Source organism: Citrobacter sp. RHB36-C18 (assembly GCF_013814485.1).
GTDB classification, from domain to species: Bacteria; Pseudomonadota; Gammaproteobacteria; order Enterobacterales; family Enterobacteriaceae; genus Citrobacter; species Citrobacter braakii.
The window spans coordinates 1,333,712-1,351,189 of record NZ_CP057125.1 but is presented as its reverse complement, the minus strand read 5'-3'; the positions used below and the strand labels follow the sequence as shown (position 1 = coordinate 1,351,189).

General features: G+C 55.0%; 13 protein-coding genes. 3 read left to right on the top strand and 10 right to left on the bottom strand.

Annotated elements, in window-relative coordinates; translation table 11 throughout:
• Window positions 1-6 precede the first annotated feature (6 nt).
• From pta to maeB, 6 genes are all read right to left on the bottom strand, one after another.
• Window positions 7-1,023 (bottom strand): phosphate acetyltransferase, encoded by a 1,017-nt coding sequence (gene pta / locus HVZ52_RS06325; RefSeq protein WP_016153955.1) that lies wholly within the window; start codon window positions 1,021-1,023, stop codon window positions 7-9.
• Window positions 1,020-1,823 (bottom strand): ethanolamine utilization cob(I)yrinic acid a,c-diamide adenosyltransferase EutT, encoded by an 804-nt coding sequence (gene eutT, locus HVZ52_RS06320; protein WP_080859843.1) that lies wholly within the window; start codon window positions 1,821-1,823, stop codon window positions 1,020-1,022. Before eutT ends, pta begins: the two co-directional genes overlap by 4 nt.
• A gap of 9 nt (window positions 1,824-1,832) precedes the next feature.
• Window positions 1,833-2,537 (bottom strand): ethanolamine utilization acetate kinase EutQ, encoded by a 705-nt coding sequence (eutQ, locus tag HVZ52_RS06315; RefSeq protein WP_137351741.1) that lies wholly within the window; start codon window positions 2,535-2,537, stop codon window positions 1,833-1,835.
• A complete protein-coding gene (gene eutP / locus HVZ52_RS06310) occupies window positions 2,515-2,994 on the bottom strand; it encodes an ethanolamine utilization acetate kinase EutP (protein ID WP_016153958.1) in 480 nt (159 codons plus the stop codon). The genes eutQ and eutP overlap by 23 nt, the downstream gene beginning before the upstream one ends.
• A gap of 12 nt (window positions 2,995-3,006) precedes the next feature.
• Complete coding sequence (gene eutS, locus HVZ52_RS06305) at window positions 3,007-3,342, bottom strand: ethanolamine utilization microcompartment protein EutS (protein WP_003037995.1); 336 nt, start codon at window positions 3,340-3,342, stop codon at window positions 3,007-3,009.
• Between the two features lie 160 nt (window positions 3,343-3,502).
• A complete protein-coding gene (gene maeB / locus HVZ52_RS06300) occupies window positions 3,503-5,782 on the bottom strand; it encodes an NADP-dependent oxaloacetate-decarboxylating malate dehydrogenase (protein ID WP_016153959.1) in 2,280 nt (759 codons plus the stop codon).
• 280 nt (window positions 5,783-6,062) lie between these two features.
• Between maeB and tkt the strand changes: the two genes are divergently transcribed.
• A complete protein-coding gene (tkt, locus tag HVZ52_RS06295; protein WP_181599010.1) occupies window positions 6,063-8,057 on the top strand; it encodes a transketolase in 1,995 nt (664 codons plus the stop codon).
• Here tkt and HVZ52_RS06290 read toward each other — a convergent pair.
• The 3 genes from HVZ52_RS06290 to aegA form a co-directional block, all read right to left on the bottom strand.
• Complete coding sequence (locus HVZ52_RS06290; RefSeq protein WP_016153961.1) at window positions 8,047-9,090, bottom strand: DUF1176 domain-containing protein; 1,044 nt, start codon at window positions 9,088-9,090, stop codon at window positions 8,047-8,049. The two genes, tkt and HVZ52_RS06290, sit on opposite strands and share 11 nt — an antisense overlap.
• Window positions 9,091-9,213: 123 nt before the next feature.
• Window positions 9,214-9,789, bottom strand: a complete 576-nt coding sequence (nudK, locus tag HVZ52_RS06285; RefSeq protein WP_016157107.1) for a GDP-mannose pyrophosphatase NudK — start codon at window positions 9,787-9,789, stop codon at window positions 9,214-9,216.
• A 157-nt stretch (window positions 9,790-9,946) separates the two neighbouring features.
• Window positions 9,947-11,926: a formate-dependent uric acid utilization protein AegA gene (aegA, locus tag HVZ52_RS06280; protein ID WP_181599009.1), complete on the bottom strand. Its 1,980-nt coding sequence runs from the start codon at window positions 11,924-11,926 to the stop codon at window positions 9,947-9,949.
• Window positions 11,927-12,189: 263 nt separating this feature from the next.
• Between aegA and narQ the strand changes: the two genes are divergently transcribed.
• Both narQ and acrD read left to right on the top strand, forming a co-directional pair.
• Window positions 12,190-13,887, top strand: coding sequence for a nitrate/nitrite two-component system sensor histidine kinase NarQ (narQ, locus tag HVZ52_RS06275; protein ID WP_016157109.1), 1,698 nt, complete (start codon window positions 12,190-12,192; stop codon window positions 13,885-13,887).
• Between the two features lie 184 nt (window positions 13,888-14,071).
• Window positions 14,072-17,185, top strand: a complete 3,114-nt coding sequence (acrD, locus tag HVZ52_RS06270) for a multidrug efflux RND transporter permease AcrD (RefSeq protein WP_047501604.1) — start codon at window positions 14,072-14,074, stop codon at window positions 17,183-17,185.
• Between the two features lie 75 nt (window positions 17,186-17,260).
• Here acrD and ypfM read toward each other — a convergent pair whose 3' ends face one another.
• Entirely contained in the window at window positions 17,261-17,320 is a 60-nt protein-coding gene (gene ypfM, locus HVZ52_RS06265; RefSeq protein WP_001386977.1) for a protein YpfM, read from the bottom strand.
• Between the last annotated feature and the right edge of the window lie 158 nt (window positions 17,321-17,478).

Sequence of the window (17,478 nt, the reverse complement as noted above, 5' to 3'; positions counted from 1 at the left end):
CGGGACCTAAACAACCAGTGTGTGTGAGGCGTTTTCACGACTCATGTCAGTCTGACGCGGCACTGCTGCCACCAACGCCAGTTCGATAATTTCCTGTACGCTACAGCCGCGAGAGAGGTCATGAAGCGGTGCGGCAAGCCCTTGGATCAACGGACCTACGGCACGATACCCTCCCAGACGCTGGGCGATTTTGTAGCCAATATTGCCTGCCTCCAGCGATGGGAAGACCATCACATTGGCATTGCCCTTTAACGGACTGGCGGGCGCTTTTTGCGCGGCGACATCCGGAACAAAGGCGGCATCAAATTGCAGTTCCCCATCCACGGTAAGCTGCGGGGCGCGCTCACGAACGATCTCCGTAGCCTGCTGCACGTTAGCGACGTTAGGATGACGAGCGCTGCCTTGACTTGAAAACGACAGCATGGCCACGCGCGGTTCTTCACCGGTGATCGCCTGCCATGTCTGCGCGCTGGCAATCGCAATATCCGCCAGCTGCGCGGCTGTGGGCTGCGGCACGACGCTACAATCGGCAAACCCTAATGCCGGCCCGAGGTACTGCGGCAGCATCAGGAAAATTGACGACAGCGTTTTACAGCCTGGCTGTAACCCAATAATGCGTAACCCAGCGCGCAGCACGTTTGCTGTCGACGATAAATTGCCCGCAATACAGACGTCAGCTTTACCCGCGCTAACCATGGCGGCGGCGAACATCAGCGGATCGTTGAGTTTTTCCAGCGCATCTGCAGGCGTTTTATCTCCCGCGCGGGCCAGCCAGCGCAGCGCAAACTCTTCACGCATGGACTGGTTGCTTTGCGGGTCGATAACCTGAATGCCATCCATCGCCACCCGATGGCTGAGGGCAAACTGGCGCAGCGCAAACGGACTGGCGACGAGAACAGGATGTGCCAGACCGTGCTGATGCAGGTAATTTGCCGCTTTCAACACCCGAACATCCAGCGCATCCGGGAACACCACCCGTGCAGGTGAACGCTGGGCGAGTTGACGAGCACGTTCAATGATCATTGCTTCTCCCCCAGTCGCTGTTGAATTTGGCTAACCGTCAGTGGATGCTTCGCTACGCTCAGAATCATCATCACGTAGACCGTACTGGAAAGGCGATTGAGCGCCTGCATGATGTCCGGTCGCATCACGTCAAAACTACGGGTGATGAATACCTGGGCCGCCACCGTCTCCGTTTCACGGACTTTGGTACGCAGCAGATTAAGCAACGCGCAATCACGGCCATGACTGGCTTCAGGCACCAGATGGTCGTGGTCCAGATAGCGCAGCGGCTGATGCGAAAGCCGGTGTAAATCTTCGTCGCTTAACCCGACGATAGCTTGTGCTGCCAGCGGCTCGTCGATAGCGTCGGCGCGCATAATGTTGCCCAGACGCGAACGGATATCCGCCAGCCACGGCTGCCACGGTTCCGCCAGCTCTATCTGCAACCACACGGCCAGGGCGATGGTGCTGTCCAGCGCGGCGCGAAATCCCAGGCGCGGGTCACTTTTAGCGACCATCTTGTCCGCTGTCAGATGCGTCAGCGTGTCTGCTTTCTTCACCACCGGTTGATGACACAGTTCGCAACTGGCCTGTGGATGCGTATCGCTGCTGGTTAAACCATGCACCGGCTGCGGCTGCTGTGCTTCGTCATCAATAAACAGGCTGCCCTGCTCGTCGATAAACTTAATGCGCAGATGTCGGCTTTCCAGTAATTCCCGGGCAGATGGCGTCAGGCGAGCATCAGCGGGGAGATGAATTTCAGCCCCTTCGCTGAGCGTATGATTCGCTCTGAGCCATGCTTCGGTAATGAAATCCTTCATACATCCGCCTTAGCAGGACTGCCAGTTCGCAGGCCAGGCCACATACAGAAATTTCACCGTCGATGGCGTACCAAATTCGATGCTGGAGCCTTTCGGGATAAACATCACATCCCCGGCTTTAGCAATCATGGTTTCGCCTTCGTGGCGAACGTGCAGCTCGCCTTCCAGAATCATGTCGATTTCGTCGTAGTTCAGCGTCCATGGGAAAAAAGCGTTATCCCACTGCATGAACCCGGCGGCCATGCTGCTACCGTCCTGGTCGGTCACCAGATCGGTTAAACCCACGCAGTGCGGCTGTGCGCCGTCAAAACGACCAAACTTCACGCTGCTGCCGTCGATGACTTTGACGCCGCCTTTGCCGGTCACCGAGTTAAAGCTCGGCTGCATTCCGCCCTGCTCCAGCGACTGTTTCTCCTTCATGACTTTGTCCATCAGTTGGGCGACCAGGCTTTCGGTAAACTGCCCTTCCGGTAACTGCGCAATGATGGTTTCGCGAATGCGCTGGCTTTCCGTTTTGCCATCATCCACCGCAACCGGTGCGGCAGCAGCAACGGTTGGCGCGGATTCATCGCATTCACTGATGGTGACGCCCAGCAGCTCCGCAACTTCGCGCGCCTCCGGGGTGATGATGCTGGCGCGCAGAACAACCGACATTTCCTGTTCGCCGCGTGCGTGGGCCGCACGAATATCGTTAGCTGTGATGAGTTTTTTCACCTGCCCTTTCCTCCTTTTGGCTGAGCTCAGTCAGATAATCCACCAGGTGCTGCACGCTGCGCGGGTCATGGCTGTTGAGTTCGAAAATCGGCTCCTGGAACCCTATCCCGCGAAGTAGTTGTCGCGTTGCGGCGACGTCGGCATCCGGCATGTCCGTTTTGCTGATAACGGCGATTTGTCGTTTACTGGCGCCGATATCCAACAGCCCGGCAGGTAAGCGACTTTCTTTATCATTTGCCGCGTGTATATAAATCAACGTATCAACATCCTGCAGCGTGGTAATTAAGGCGTGATACCAGCGCGGATGGCTAAAATATTCTCCTGGCGTGTCGATATCGCCATTTTCATTAAACTCCACGGCCTGTGTTTTTCTGGCGAGGGAATAATTTCCCTGTAGCGCATTAAAGAGCGTTGTTTTCCCCGCCCCCACCGTACCGACAAACGCAATACGTTTCATCGCCGCCTCTGATTAACTTTTTGTCAGGTTGCACAAAGTGAAATTTAATAACCGACCCAGACCGCTTACCGTCTGTAATAACGCTTCTTCTACCGCGCCTACCGAGCCGTAGATGACCAGCGCACCGCTGAATCGATCGAGAAAGCCGATATGTACATCTGCCGCCTTCATAGCTAAGTCACCGGCAATCATCGCGGTTTCGCCTGGCGTCAGCGTCATGATGCCGATGGCACCCGCTTCGGGAACGCCGATCTTTTTCGCCAGTTCCTCACCAGGGTGCGCAATGAGATGCGCCAGCGTAACCTGTTTCCCCGGCACAAATTCCTGAATAATGCGTTCTTTTTCCATTGCTCACCGCCTCCGCTAAAACTGCCCTCATCGTGGCAATTTTTTGTCAGAGTAAATAACAAAATTCGGCAACCATGTTTAAAAGGTGAAGTGGATCACTAAGAAAGGGGAAATAAAAAGGCGCGGGAGAAACCCGCGCCGGAAATAAATTAAAGTGAAATTACAGCGGTTGAGTTTGGGCTTCTACGACCGCCAGCGCCACCATATTAACGATACGACGAACAGAAGCGATCGGCGTTAATACGTGAACCGGTTTCGCAACCCCCATCAGCACCGGGCCGACCGTTACGCCTTCAGAGCTGGAAACGCGTAGTAAGTTGTAACTAATACGGGCAGCTTCCATATTCGGCATCACCAGAATATTCGCTGAGCCTTTCAGCGGACTGTCCGGCATGCGGTCATGACGGATGCTTTCCACCAGCGCGGCATCGCCGTGCATTTCGCCATCAATCATCAACTCTGGCGCACGCGCCTTAATCAGCTCCAGCGCTTCGCGCATTTTGCTGGCCGACGGACAGTTAGATGAGCCAAAGTTGGAGTGCGACAGCAGCGCTACCTTCGGTTCGATACCAAAGCGACGCACGGTTTCTGCCGCCATCACGGCGATTTCCGCCAGTTGCTCCGGCGTAGGATCGTCGTTAACGTAGGTATCGGCGATAAAGGTGTTACCGCTTGGCAGCAGCAAGGCGTTCATCGCCCCGGCAGTATGCACGCCATCGCGATGACCAAACACCTCTTTCACCACGCTGAAGTGCTCATGGTAGTCGCCAATCGTACCGCAGATCATTGCATCCGCTTCGCCGCGCTGCACCATGATCGCGCCGATCACCGTGGTGTTGGCAATTACCGCACGCTGCGCCTGCTCCTGGGTAATACCACGACGTTTCATAATCTGGTAGTACTCGCTCCAGTACTCCTTAAAGCGCGGATCGGATTCATTGTTGACGATCTCAAAATCGACGCCCGCTTTGATCTGCAGACCCAGTTTCTGGATACGCATTTCGATAACGCTCGGACGACCGATCAGGATCGGTTTCGCCAGACCTAAAGTGATCAGCTCCTGCGTGGCATGCAGTACACGCGCCTCTTCCCCTTCAGTCAGCACCACACGCTTCGGCGCTTTGCGTGCCAGGGAGAAAATCGGCTTCATGAACAGGTTGGTTTTGTAGACGAATTCGGTCAGCTTATCGATGTAAGCATCAAAGTCGGCAATCGGACGCGTTGCCACACCGGAATCCATCGCCGCCTTCGCCACCGCAGGGGCGATTTTGACGATCAGACGCGGGTCGAACGGTTTCGGAATAATGTATTCCGGCCCGAAGCTCAGGTCCTGGTCGCCATAGGCGGAGGCCACCACTTCGCTCTGCTCGGCGTGCGCCAGCTCAGCAATGGCGTGTACCGCGGCCAGTTTCATCTCTTCGTTGATGGCAGTAGCGCCGACGTCCAGCGCGCCGCGGAAGATGAACGGGAAGCACAGGACGTTGTTAACCTGGTTCGGGTAGTCGGAACGGCCGGTGCAAATGATGGCGTCAGAACGCACCTCTTTCGCCAGCGGCGGCAGGATTTCCGGTTCCGGGTTGGCGAGGGCCAGGATCATTGGCGCACGCGCCATCTTCTTAACCATTTCCTGCGTCAGCACTTTCGGACCAGAGCAACCGAGGAAAATATCCGCGCCGTCAATGACATCATCCAGCGTACGCTTACCGTCATCCACCACTGCGTATGCCGCTTTGGTTTCCGCCATGTTTGGTTCACGATCTTTGTAAATCACCCCTTTGGAGTCGCAGACCACAATGTTGTGTTTCTGCATACCCAGCGCCACCAGCAGGTTCATACAGGCAATCGCCGCCGCACCTGCACCGGACACCACCATACGCACATCAGAGATATTTTTCTCAACCACCCGCAGACCGTTAAGGATTGCGGCAGTACTGATGATTGCCGTGCCGTGCTGGTCATCATGGAATACCGGAATATTCATGCGCTCACGGAGTTTTTGCTCAATGTAGAAGCACTCCGGCGCTTTGATATCTTCGAGGTTAATGCCGCCAAACGTTGGTTCAAGCGCCGCTACCACGTTGATAAATTTATCCGGATCGAGTTCATCAACTTCGATGTCGAACACGTCAATCCCGGCGAATTTCTTAAACAGAACGCCTTTACCTTCCATCACTGGTTTACCGGCCAGCGCGCCAATATTACCCAGGCCCAGAACCGCAGTACCGTTGGAAATAACCGCAACCAGGTTGCCGCGTGCGGTGTATTTGTAGGCTGCCAGCGGGTCCTTTTCAATTTCAAGACACGGTGCAGCCACGCCCGGCGAGTAGGCCAACGCGAGGTCGCGCTGGGTTGCCAGAGGCTTGGTCGGAGAAACCTGGATTTTACCGGGTACCGGAAATTCGTGGAAATCGAGGGCGCTTTGTTTTAACTGGTCATCCATCTTGTTGTTCCTTTCACGTATCTATCAAAAAAGTGGCGCGGGTAACCATTCTACTGAGCCGCACATTATCACCTCAGTCAACGGCACAAACTTTGAAGGTCCCCATACTCTCACCATTCAAAGAAAGAATTTGTTATCAATTTATAACATCTATGTTACCTGCTTAAGCCAGCAATACCATGCTTGTCTGCTATGCTTTTTGCTGACAACACCCGCAATTATCTCAAAAGTGTGAATCACAACACGCATCTAACACTTTACTTTTCAAGGAGTATTTCCTATGACCCGTAAAGAGCTTGCCAATGCCATTCGTGCGCTAAGTATGGATGCCGTCCAAAAAGCTAACTCTGGCCACCCTGGCGCACCAATGGGGATGGCCGATATCGCCGAAGTGCTGTGGAACGATTTCCTGCGCCATAACCCGTCCGATCCCACCTGGTACGATCGTGACCGGTTTATTTTGTCCAATGGCCACGCCTCAATGCTGCTTTACAGCCTGTTGCATCTTTCCGGCTACAACCTGCCGCTCGAAGAGTTAAAGAACTTCCGCCAGCTCCATTCGAAGACGCCAGGACACCCGGAAATTGGCTATACGCCGGGCGTGGAGACCACCACCGGACCGTTGGGTCAGGGTTTAGCCAACGCTGTCGGAATGGCGATTGCAGAACGCACGCTGGCGGCGCAGTTTAACCAGCCAGACCACGAGATTGTTAATCACTATACCTGGGTCTTTATGGGCGACGGCTGTCTGATGGAGGGCATTTCTCACGAAGTGTGCTCGCTGGCGGGCACCCTGGGACTTGGCAAACTCATCGGCTTTTACGATCACAACGGCATCTCAATTGATGGCGAAACCGACGGCTGGTTTACCGACGATACCGCGAAACGCTTTGAGGCCTATCACTGGCATGTGGTGCACGAGATTGACGGTCATGACCCTGAGACGGTGAAAAAAGCGATTCAGGAAGCACAGGCCGTTACCGATAAACCGTCGCTGATTATCTGCCGCACGGTGATTGGTTTTGGTTCACCGAATAAAGCCGGGAAAGAAGAAGCGCACGGCGCGGCGCTGGGTGAAGAAGAAGTGGCGCTGACCCGGCAGAAGTTGGGGTGGCATCATCCTGCCTTTGAAATCCCCAAAGAGATTTACCGGGCGTGGGACGCTCGTGAAAAAGGCGAGAAAGCCCAACAGAGCTGGAATGAGAAATTCGCCGCTTATCGACATGCGCATCCGGATCTGGCGGCAGAGTTTTCCCGCAGGATGAGCGGTGGACTGCCGGAAGAGTGGGAAGAAACGACCCAGAAATATATCACCGAACTGCAGGCCAATCCGGCCAAAATCGCCACCCGTAAGGCCTCGCAAAATACCCTGAACGCCTACGGGCCGATACTGCCTGAGCTGCTTGGCGGTTCGGCGGATCTGGCGCCCAGCAACCTGACCATCTGGAAAGGCTCCACTTCTCTTAAAGAGGATCATGCAGGCAACTACATCCACTACGGCGTGCGGGAATTTGGCATGACCGCGATTGCCAACGGTATCGCTCACCACGGGGGCTTCGTACCGTACACCGCAACGTTCCTGATGTTTGTCGAATATGCCCGTAATGCCGCACGCATGGCGGCGCTGATGAAAGCCCGACAAATCATGGTTTATACCCACGACTCGATTGGCCTTGGGGAAGATGGTCCCACGCACCAGGCCGTCGAACAGCTCGCCAGCCTGCGTCTGACGCCTAATTTCAGCACCTGGCGACCCTGCGATCAGGTTGAAGCGGCGGTAGGCTGGAAGCTGGCGGTCGAACGCCATGACGGGCCAACGGCGCTGATCCTCTCGCGGCAAAATCTGGCGCAGGTTGAGCGGACGCCTGAGCAAGTGCAGCAGATTGCCCGCGGCGGCTATGTGCTGAAGGATGGCGGCGGTAAGCCGGATGTTATCCTGATTGCTACCGGTTCAGAAATGGAAATCACGCTGCTGGCGGCGGAAAAACTGACCGGTGAAGGTCGTAACGTGCGAGTGGTTTCTCTGCCCTCAACCGATATTTTCGACGCCCAGGATGAGGCGTATAGGGAATCGGTCCTCCCCTCAAACGTCAGCGCGCGCGTGGCGGTAGAAGCAGGAATTGCCGACTACTGGTACAAATATGTTGGGCTGAAAGGGGCGATTGTCGGTATGACGGGTTATGGGGAGTCGGCTCCGGCAGACAAGCTGTTCCCGTTCTTCGGCTTTACGGTGGATAACATTGTCGACAAAGCGCATAAGGTGCTTAACGTGTGATCCACAGCGTGGGCCAGGCATCTGGCCCATGCCAGTTATCGCAGCTTGGCTCTTGGGCATAGCGCACCAGACGAAAACGCTGGCCGTCGTAGCGCCAGCGGGTCTGGATACCGCAATCTGCCAACCCTCGTCCTTTAGCGAGGGTTACCAGCTCGCGCGACTTCTCATCAAACGTGGCGTTGGTCAGCTCCATATCGCGACTTTCCGCATCCGTTTTAAAAGGCAGGCTTAGCCGTACCGCCCGTGACGTCAACGGGGTAGTACGTGAAACCACCCACGCCAGATCGATGGTGTTATATGCCCCGGCTTCACAGCCGATCATAAGCAGCGCTTTATCATCCGTTAAGGCCGTGACGCGCATCTCGCGACGCAGCGGATCGATCGAACAGCGAATACCGTTGATCCGCCAGTTACCGTAATCCAGCAATTCACTGCGCTCTTGTTGCGTGAGAGGCGTTGGCGTTGGGTTAATCACAGCCACGCCTTTTAAAGCAGGAGCGGGAGGTACGCTGAGCGGAGGCTCGTCGCCTTTTTCGATCCATGCGGTTTCGCTGCCGACCCGTTTTTGCTGGGCGTCGATAAAAAGCAGCGCGGCTTTTAGCCCGACCAGGGACAGGTTTTGCGCCCCTTTTTGCAGGGTTATCGCCTTCGCGTCCTGTACGGTTGTTAAAAATGCGCTGATGGTGGCCGGATCATCGGTCATCAGTTGCCAGGGGGTAATACGCCAGTGTTCACCGCGAAGCGGGAGCGGCGCGCCATCCAGTAGCAGACGTGGCGCAATATCGCTCTCTTTGGCTGTGGGCGATTCCAGCCCACCCAGTTCAATACGCAACACGGCGTCGGTATGTGCCCCGGCACTGCGGCTCAAGGTCATGACCAGGCCGTGATGTTCTCCGGTATTGCGCGCCACGCAAAAGTTTTGGTTATTGCACGTCACCTGCCAGTCAGAAAACGTCTGTTGCGCGGGCGCGGCCCACAGCAAACGGACGGGTAACAACCCGAGCAGGAAAAGTAAAATAACGCGATAGCGCATGGACGGTACAACCCCGAAGTCAAAACACACAGCCTAAGCGGTATCTTCCTTGCGCGACTGATGTGGCTCAATAAGAATCGTCGGATTGGCCGAAAATTTGTAAAGAAATATAAATCCCGCGCATTAGTCCATGAGATGCGACGACTGCAAATAGTTCAGCAATAGCACCGTCTTACCGTCACGGATTTCACCCGTTTTAATCATTTCCAGCGCCTGGGTGAACGGTAGCTCCAGAACCTCAATATCTTCATCTTCCACACCTCCGCCCGCATTTGCCCGCTGGCTGTCGCTGTATTGCGCAATAAAGAAATGAATTATCTCCGTCACGCCGCCCGGCGACATATAGAGCTCAAACAGCTTACGCACTTCCCCCACTTCAAAGCCGGTCTCTTCAATGGCCTCTTTCCGAATGCACGCTTCCGGTTCGTCGTTATCCAGCAGCCCGGCGCAGGTTTCAATCAGTTGACCGCTTTCATTACCATTGACCCAGGTGGCGACGCGAAACTGGCGGATGAGCACCACCGTTTTCTTCTCCGGGTTATACAGCAGGATAGTGGCGCCGTTGCCGCGATCGTAAACCTCGCGTTTGTGACGAATCACCTCTCCATTGCTACGGGTCAGGTCATAGGTGATATTGCGCAGGATGAAGTAGTTATCGGAAAGGACTTTATCTTTGATGAGGGTAATTTTTTGCGACATACCGGCTCCACAGCAAGAAGTGAGAAATAATACTACGCCGTGAAACCGGGTTTGTCTTGGTGCAATGCCGGCCTGATAAGCGAAGCGCCATCAGGCAATTAGGCGGCACAGAGCCGGATAGCAACGCTAACGCGCCTTATCCGGCCTTCTTAGCGACTTAGTGAGATTTGACTGATTTTATGCCCAGCCAGTCGACGATCCCTTGGGCGGCATGCCGTCCTTCCGCCATGGCCGTAACCACCAGATCCGCACCGCGTACCGCGTCACCACCGGCGAAGATTTTCGGGTTACTGGTTTGATAACGGTATGCGCTTTCAACATTGGCGGCTATGCGCCCCCAGTTATCGACCTTAACCCCATGCGTCTCCAGCCACGGCATGCCATGTGGGTGAAAACCAAACGCCATGATCACCGCATCTGCGGGCATGACAAACTCACTCCCGGCGAGGGGAACCGGGCGACGACGCCCCTGCGCGTCCGGCTCGCCAAGCTGGGTACGTAAAAAACGCACGCCGCTGACTCGCCCATCATCATGCAACACCAGCTCAACCGGCTGGACGTTAAACTCGAAGTTAGCCCCCTCTTCCCGGGCGTTCTTCACCTCTTTTTTCGAACCGGGCATGTTGGCTTCATCACGACGATAAGCGCAGGTCACCTGGCGTGCGCCATGACGCAGCGCGGTACGTACGCAGTCCATTGCCGTATCGCCTCCGCCCAGTACAACCACGTTCAGTCCGGCGGTGTCGATAAACGGCTCTTCAGGCAGTTCATCCAGCCCCATCACCTGCTTGGTGTTGGCAATCAGGAACGGTAACGCGTCATAAACGCCAGGCGCGTCTTCATTCGGCAGATCCGCCTTCATGGAACGATAGGTTCCTACGCCCACGAACACGGCATCGTAATCCTCCAGCAGCGCCGACAGCGCCACATCCTTACCCACTTCACAGTTAAGTTCGAAATGAATACCCATGGCGCTGAAGATTTCACGGCGGCGGGCCAGCAGCGATTTGTCCAGCTTGAAGGCCGGAATGCCGAACGTCAGCAAACCGCCGATTTCAGGGTGGCGATCGTATACGGTGGCGCTGACTCCGCTGCGCGCCAGCACATCCGCGCAGGCCAGACCCGCCGGACCCGCGCCGATGATAGCAACGCGCTTATCCACTTTCTGCACGTGGCTTAAGTCCGGTCGCCATCCTTTGCTCAGGGCCCGATCAGAGATGTAACGCTCAATATTTCCGATAGTGACCGCCCCATGCTCGCTACGCACCGTACATGCCCCTTCGCAAAGTCGGTCCTGCGGACATACGCGCCCGGTCACTTCCGGCAGGCAGTTGGTCTGGTGAGAAAGCTCAACCGCCGCATCGATATTCCCGGCTTTGACCAGTTCAATCCACTGCGGAATATGGTTATGCAATGGGCAGGTCCATTCGCAAATACTGTGGTCGCCGCATTTCAGGCAGCGGGACGCTTCCCGTTCCGCCTGCGCCGTACGAAACGGCAGATAGATCTCCTCAAAGCTGGTTTTACGGGCCTCAACTGCCAGCTTATCCGGCTCACCACGCGCAGGCGTCGCCTGCATTTGCTCACGTTTGGTAATTGTATGCGAAACGAAATCGGTGGCGTTGGCATGCCAAGGCTGGCTTTCCAGACTGGCGGTGCGTAGCCTGCGCGCTTTTGACAGACCAGTAAGCGAATTTTCCGTCACCAGTTGTAACGCTTGCGCCGGACAGTTCTCTACGCAGGCAGGTCCCTGTTCGCGTCCCTGACACAAATCGCATTTGTGCGCAGTGGCTTTCACCTTCCCTTTAGCGACTGGAGTGAGTACGATCTGCATCGTGCCGAAAGGACAAGCAACGACGCACGATTTACAGCCAATACACTTTTTCGGGTTCACCTGAACGCTGTCGTTATCATGGCTGATTGCCCCGTTCGGGCAACTTCTGGCGCAGGGCGCATCTTCACAGTGATGGCAGGTTACCGCACTGCGCTGCTGCTGATGCTTGATGACGGTAATTCGGGGCTGGAAATGCCGTTGACTCAGGACATGCTGCTCGCCATTGTGAGCCATGACGCAGGCGACCTCACAGGCATGGCATCCCAGGCACTGCTGGCTATTAACCATAATAAAACGATTCATGGCTTCCTTCTTTTTTGGTTGCAAAAACCTTATTCTTTATATGAGTGTTGTTATTAACCGACACGGAAGGAAGCGGCAATGTTCATTTGCCCAGGAAGCACAACTATTTATCCAGAACCTGTGGCAGATCAATTTATTTCATCGCATATGAAATTGCGTTTCAGTTACCATCCAGTTTCATGGCGTTTTATTAACATTTATCAAATACACCGCATCGTTCGGGCTGTTTTAAGGCGCGACGTGTATTGTGTGAGGATGCACAAGTGACGGTAAAGCGTCCGGTCTCGGCCAGTCTGGCTAAAGCTTTTTTCTACATAGTGCTGTTGTCGATTCTCTCAACGGGTATTGCGCTGCTCACGCTGACCAGCAGCTTACGAGATGCCGAAGCCATCAACGTGGCTGGCTCATTGCGCATGCAAAGTTACCGTCTGGGTTACGATCTGCAAAGCCAAAGTCCGCAGCTTAACGCTCACCGCCAGCTTTTCCAGCAGGCGCTAAACTCGCCAGCACTACAGAACCTGAACGCGTGGTATGTGCCTCAAGCAGTAAAAAGTCGCTATGGGCGTCTACATGCAAACTGGCTGGAAATGAACGCCCGTCTGATCGATGGCGATTTAAATTGGTACCAGAGCAATATCAATAACTATGTCGATCAAATCGATCTCTTCGTGCTGGCGCTGCAGCATTATGCCGAACGCAAAGTGATGCTGGTTTTTGGTATTTCACTGGCGGGCGGGATCGGCATTTTCACCCTCGTTTTCTTTACCTTACGGCGTATTCGCCAGCAGGTGGTGCGTCCGCTGAATAAGCTGGTGGTGGCCAGCCAGCACATTGAACACGGTCAGTTTGACATCCCGTCGCTGGATACTGATTTGCCCAACGAACTCGGGTTGTTGGGCAAGACCTTCAGCCAGATGTCGAGTGAATTACACAAGCTGTACCGCTCGCTGGAAGCGTCTGTCGCTGAGAAGACCCACGATCTCCACGAAGCTAATCGTCGTCTGGAAGTGTTGTATCAGTGCTCTCAGGCGTTAAATACCAGTCAGATTGATGTGTACTGCTTCCGCCATATTTTACAGATCGTCCGCGAGCATGACGCCGCCTATTTCCTGGAACTCACCGTCGGAGATAACTGGCGAATTAGCGAAGGCGCAAAAAGCCCCGAGCTGCCAATGCAGATCCTGCCGGTCACCATGCAGGAAACCGTCTACGGTGAACTGCACTGGCAAAGCCCGAACGTCAATGCTTCTACCCCGCTGCTTAACAGCGTCTCCTCGATGCTGGGTCGCGGGTTGTACTTCAACCAGGCGCAAAAACATTTTCAGCAGCTGTTGTTAATGGAGGAACGGGCGACGATTGCGCGCGAGCTGCACGACTCGCTGGCGCAAGTGCTCTCTTATTTACGCATTCAGCTCACGCTGCTGAAGCGTTCGATTCCCGAAGATAACGCCCCAGCGCAAAGCATTATGGCGGATTTCTCTCAGGCGCTGAACGACGCCTACCGCCAGCTACGCGAACTGCTCACCACCTTCCGCCTGACTTTACAGCAGGCCGATCTCCCCTCCGCCCTGCATGAAATGCTGGAAACGCTGCAAAATCAGACCTCGGCTAAACTGACGCTTGATTGCCGGTTACCTACCCTGGCGCTGGACGCGCAAATGCAGGTGCATCTGCTGCAGATCGTCCGTGAAGCGGTGCTGAACGCGATTAAACATGCCAGCGCAACCGAAATTGCCGTCAGTTGCGTCACCGCGCCGGATGGTAATCACACGGTTTATATTCGCGATAACGGCATCGGCATTGGCGAGCCGCATGAGCCTTCGGGGCACTATGGGTTAAATATTATGCGCGAGCGGGCGGAAAGGCTGAGCGGCACGCTGACTTTCTCTCAACCCTCCGGAGGGGGAACGCTGGTGAGTATCAGTTTTCGTTCGGCAGAATCCGACGGAGAGCTAACGTAAAGAACCGCAAAGCGCCGTCGGTTCTCGATCCAGGCCTGACGGCGTTGGCACGAAAGGTAAGCTGTAAACGGGCATGATAATTTACATTATCTTCTTTTTTTCTCCACGTTTGCCCCGTACCTTGCCGCTAAAGTGAAGCAATTCACACCCATAACGATACGCAGAAACACGAGGTCCCCTTTTAATGGCGAATTTTTTCATCGATCGCCCCATTTTTGCCTGGGTGTTAGCAATCCTGTTGTGCCTGACAGGAGCCCTGGCTATTTTTTCGCTGCCCGTTGAGCAATACCCCGATCTGGCACCGCCAAACGTGCGGGTAACCGCGAACTACCCTGGCGCGTCCGCACAAACCCTGGAAAATACCGTCACCCAGGTTATCGAGCAGAACATGACTGGTCTCGATAATCTGATGTACATGTCGTCGCAGAGCAGCGGGACAGGCCAGGCGTCGGTTACGCTGAGCTTCCTCGCGGGAACCGATCCTGATGAGGCCGTCCAGCAGGTGCAAAACCAGCTGCAATCGGCAATGCGTAAGCTGCCGCAGGCGGTACAGAATCAAGGGGTCACGGTGCGCAAGACCGGTGACACCAATATTCTGACCATCGCCTTCGTCTCCACCGATGGCTCAATGGATAAGCAGGACATCGCCGACTACGTCGCCAGTAATATCCAGGATCCGCTCAGTCGTATAAACGGCGTGGGCGATATTGACGCCTACGGTTCACAATATTCCATGCGTATCTGGCTCGACCCGGTCAAACTTAACAGCTTCCAGATGACCGCCAAAGATGTGACCGATGCTATCGAGTCACAGAATGCGCAGATTGCCGTCGGGCAACTTGGCGGCACGCCTTCGGTGGACAAACAAGCGCTGAATGCGACGATCAACGCCCAGTCGCTGCTGCAGACTCCGGATGAATTTCGCGCGATTACGCTACGCGTCAACCAGGACGGCTCAGAAGTTAAACTGGGTGATGTGGCGATGGTCGAAATGGGTGCGGAAAAGTATGACTATCTCAGCCGCTTCAACGGCCACCCGGCTTCCGGTCTGGGGGTAAAACTGGCCTCCGGCGCCAATGAAATGGCAACGGCGGAGCTGGTTATCGACCGCCTGAACGAGCTCTCACAGTATTTTCCGCACGGGCTGGAATACAAGGTGGCGTATGAAACTACCTCCTTTGTCAAAGCCTCAATTATCGACGTGGTGAAAACGCTGCTGGAAGCGATCGCGCTGGTATTTCTTGTGATGTACCTGTTCCTGCAAAACTTCCGCGCCACGCTGATTCCTACAATCGCCGTACCCGTCGTCCTGATGGGTACTTTTTCCGTCCTCTACGCCTTTGGCTACAGCGTTAACACCCTGACGATGTTTGCGATGGTGCTGGCGATCGGCCTGCTGGTCGATGATGCCATTGTGGTGGTGGAAAACGTCGAGCGAATTATGAGTGAGGAAGGCCTCTCGCCGCGGGAAGCGACGCGGAAATCGATGGGGCAAATCCAGGGAGCGCTGGTCGGTATCGCCATGGTGCTATCGGCGGTGTTTATCCCGATGGCCTTCTTCGGCGGCACTACCGGGGCTATTTACCGCCAGTTCTCGATTACCATCGTCTCCGCAATGGTTCTTTCAGTTCTGGTGGCGATGATCCTCACCCCTGCCCTGTGCGCCACTCTGCTCAAACCGCTACACAAAGGCGAGCATCACGGGCAAACCGGTTTCTTTGGCTGGTTTAACCGGATGTTTAACCGCAACGCCGAACGCTACGAAAAAGGCGTCGCCAGGATCCTGCACCGCAGCCTGCGCTGGATACTGATTTACGGCCTGCTGCTCGGCGGTATGGTTTTCCTGTTCCTGCGCCTGCCAACCTCCTTCCTGCCGCTCGAAGACCGCGGCATGTTTACCACCTCGATACAGTTGCCCAGCGGCTCCACGCAGCAGCAAACATTGAAAGTGGTTGAGGAAGTGGAGAAGTATTACTTCACCCATGAGAAAGACAACATTACGTCGGTCTTTTCCACGGTCGGTTCCGGCCCTGGCGGGAACGGTCAAAACGTGGCGCGGATGTTTGTCCGCTTAAAAGACTGGGATGATCGCGACACCACCACCGGAACCTCTTTCGCCATCATCGAGCGCGCGACCAAAGCCTTTAATAAGATTAAGGAAGCCCGCGTCTTCGCCAGCAGCCCTCCGGCGATTAGCGGTCTCGGGAGCTCTGCCGGTTTCGATATGGAGCTGCAAGATCACGCCGGTGCGGGCCATGATGCGTTAATGGCCGCGCGCGACAAGCTGATTGAGCTGGCCGGGAAAGACGCGTCTCTGACCCGTGTTCGTCATAACGGTCTGGACGACAGCCCGCAGTTGCAAATTGATATCGATCAGCGCAAAGCCCAGGCGCTGGGCGTTTCCATTGATGACATCAACGACACCTTGCAAACGGCCTGGGGCTCCAGCTACGTCAATGACTTTATGGACCGGGGTCGCGTGAAGAAGGTTTACGTACAGGCGGCAGCAAAATATCGCATGCTCCCGGACGACATCAATCTGTGGTACGTCCGCAATAATAGCGGCGGCATGGTGCCTTTCTCGGCCTTTGCCACGTCGCGCTGGGAAACGGGTTCACCGCGTCTGGAACGCTATAACGGCTACTCCGCCGTCGAGATTGTTGGCGAAGCCGCCCCAGGCGTCAGTACCGGTACGGCGATGGACATTATGGAATCGCTGGTCCACCAGTTGCCGACCGGATTCGGACTCGAATGGACCGCGATGTCTTACCAGGAACGGCTGTCGGGCTCTCAGGCGCCAGCCCTGTACGCCATTTCTTTGCTGGTGGTGTTCCTGTGTCTGGCGGCGTTGTACGAAAGCTGGTCGGTTCCCTTCTCCGTCATGCTGGTTGTACCGCTGGGGGTCATTGGCGCGCTGCTCGCTACCTGGATGCGCGGCCTGGAAAACGACGTGTACTTTCAGGTCGGGTTACTCACCGTGATCGGGCTTTCGGCGAAAAACGCAATATTGATTGTTGAATTCGCCAATGAGATGAACGAGAAAGGTCACGACTTGCTCGACGCCACGCTGCATGCCTGTCGCCAACGCTTACGCCCAATTCTGATGACGTCACTGGCGTTTATCTTTGGGGTGTTGCCGATGACCATCAGCAGTGGCGCAGGTTCCGGCGGTCAGCATGCGGTGGGGACTGGCGTAATGGGCGGGATGATTTCAGCCACTGTCCTGGCGATTTACTTCGTTCCTCTGTTCTTTGTGCTGGTACGCAGACGCTTCCCGTTGAAGCCACGCCCAGAATAATCGGACACAAAAAAGGCGACTTACGTTGAGTCGCCTTTTATTATCCTTTGCAGGATATGAATTTCTTCCAGAAAATTATTTACGAAGCATCACTTCGATAAAGTCTTTCCAGTTCCCCAGTTCACGTTCAATCATAACAACCTCTCTTATTATTATGGGCATTCTACGAAATCATCATCATAAAAAGAAGATCATTTAACCAATGGTTGTGATTACATCCTCCAGTGTTCGGGGGTATATGTAATCACTATGCGCTAACCCCATAAATTTTATGTGACTTACTGCAATATTTT